A 2066-nucleotide genomic window follows, 5' to 3' on the forward strand; every position below is an offset into this window, starting at 1 on the left:
GGTCGCTGCTGCGGACCGGCACGGGCCCCGGCCCCGATGCCCGCCGCGGACGGACCGCAGCCCGTCCCGCGCGGCGCGGAGCCCTCTCTCAGCGGCCTATTTCCTTGCGGGTGATCCTGCGGAGCCTGCGCCGCTGGCCGGGGTCCAGCATCAGATACGCGATCGCAGGTACGCCGACCAGAACCAGTAGCGACAGCCAGAAACCGATGAACGGCATCAGGATGACCGCTGCGACCACTCCCCCGATGGCGATCTTCGTGCTGTTCGACATCGTCCGTGCCTCCTTCGCGGCCCGAGGCCGCGTCTGCTGTGAGAACGCGTGTGCGTGTCCATCAGTTCCAGCGGGCCGAGGACTCACCGCAGTGGTTCACCGACCTCGTGCATGTGCCGCAGTGCCTGCCGGTAGGACTCGGTCAGCCCGGTCTCCGCGTACGGCATGCCCAGTGCCTTGCAGTGGGCGCGCACCATGGGCTGCGCCAGGCGCAGGTGGGGGCGGGGCATGCTCGGGAAGAGGTGGTGCTCGATCTGGTAGTTGAGGCCGCCGAGGAACCAGTCGGTGAGGTAGCCCCCGCGTACGTTGCGCGAGGTGAGGACCTGGCGCTGGAGGTGGCCCCAGCGGTCGCCGTCGGGGTCCGGCATCTCCATGCCCTTGTGGTTCGGCGCGAAGGCCATGCCCAGGTGGAGCCCGAACAGCGCGTGGTGGACGAGCGCGAAGACGACGGCCTTGCCCGGGGACAGGACGGTGAGCAGCAGCGTTGCGTACAGGCCCAGGTGGGCGACCAGGAGGAGCGCCGAGAGGGCTCGTTCCCGGGCGGGCTGCTGCCGCAGGTACTGGAAGCCGGAGATCTTCAGCGCGATGCCTTCGAGGAGCAGCATCGGGAAGAAGAGGCGGGCCTGGTTGCGGGTGAGCCAGCGGGCGAAGCCTTCGCGCTGGACGGCCTGCTTCTGGGTCCAGACGAGGGCGCCCACGCCCACGTCCGGGTCCTTGTCGATGTGGTTGGGATTGGCGTGGTGACGGACGTGCTTGTCGTTCCACCAGGCCTCGTTCATGCCGAGCAGCAAATTGGCGTGCACAAGGCCGATGGCCCGTCCCGTCCTGCGGTCGCCGACTATCTGGGCGTGTCCGGCGTCGTGCCCGACGAACGCGGTGCGCGACCAGAAGATCGCCAGCGGCAGCGCGAAAAGCAGGGTCCACCAGGTGTTGCCGAGAAGGAACATGCCGGTGATCACGGCGCCCAGGGCGACCAGGTTGACGGCAATGCCGACCGCGTACCACCCGGTACGCCGATCCAGGAGGCCCTGCCCCTTCACCGCCCGCAGCAGGGGCGCGAAGTCGCTTCCCTGAGCCTGAGCCGTCCCGGTGCCTTCGGTGCCAGCGACATCTGCCGTTCGTCCCGCTAGAGCACTGCACGCACCGTCGCAAGTACCTTCCGCTGCGGTGGCTATGGCCTGGGGCATGACGACTCCGGTCTCTGGAATGCTGCGCTGACCTGTAGAAACGTAGAGCCCCCGCTATGCGGCAACCATGGCGCCAACACCCGGGCCATCCGGGGGTATACCCCCTCCCCCGATGGGGGTGCTGCCTCCACCCAGGAGTGCGGCTGCCCTCCCGGCCGGCGAGCCGTCGAAACTCCCACCCGGATCGAGATATGGCTCACATCACAGCGGTCCCGCACATGGGTGACAGCATCCGTGGGGTACCCTCGGCGACTCGACCTCCACTAGTCAAATTTGAGGAATTCGGCAACACTGTGCAAAGACTCCCTGCGGCAACGCTCTCCGAGATCTCCGCACTCTCCGCCTGCTCCGTGGTCTTCCGGCCCGGGGATCCCTCCCGAACCGGCCAGGTCGCCTTCTGGCACCCGGACGGCAGCAGTCCGCCCGATGGTCCCGGGTCCGTGGTGGAGCTGACCGTCGTCGGCGCTGACACACAGGCGTACACCGTTCCGGCACGGATGCTTCCGGTCCGGGACGCGCTGCCGGTGCTGACGCGTGCGCGGACCTCGGCCCATGCTTCCGACGCGGCCGCGTTCTGGGGTGCGGCTGCCCTCCTCGCCCTCCAGCTC

The 2066-nt window shown here is 68.7% G+C and carries 2 protein-coding genes and 1 pseudogene; 1 reads left to right on the top strand and 2 read right to left on the bottom strand.

Translation table 11 applies throughout. From position 1 onward, the window contains the following. Nucleotides 1–88 precede the first annotated feature (88 nt). Both ACWCQ6_RS36985 and ACWCQ6_RS36990 read right to left on the bottom strand, forming a co-directional pair. Nucleotides 89–271, bottom strand: coding sequence for a hypothetical protein (locus ACWCQ6_RS36985; protein WP_451096857.1), 183 nt, complete (start codon nt 269–271; stop codon nt 89–91). A gap of 83 nt (nt 272–354) precedes the next feature. Next, nucleotides 355–1458, bottom strand: coding sequence for a fatty acid desaturase family protein (locus tag ACWCQ6_RS36990; RefSeq protein WP_451096859.1), 1104 nt, complete (start codon nt 1456–1458; stop codon nt 355–357). Between the two features lie 293 nt (nt 1459–1751). Here ACWCQ6_RS36990 and ACWCQ6_RS36995 point away from each other — a divergent pair. Next, nucleotides 1752–2066, top strand: a pseudogene (locus ACWCQ6_RS36995) (ATP-dependent helicase); the annotation flags it as partial.

The sequence above is a fragment of the Streptomyces sp. NPDC001880 genome, assembly GCF_053594575.1.

Excerpts from the sequence above, each read along its gene's own strand:
- ACWCQ6_RS36985 (WP_451096857.1), bottom strand. The coding sequence starts at position 271 with ATGTCGAACAGCACGAAGATCGCCATCGGGGGAGTGGTCGCAGCGGTC.
- ACWCQ6_RS36990 (WP_451096859.1), bottom strand. The coding sequence starts at position 1,458 with ATGCCCCAGGCCATAGCCACCGCAGCGGAAGGTACTTGCGACGGTGCG.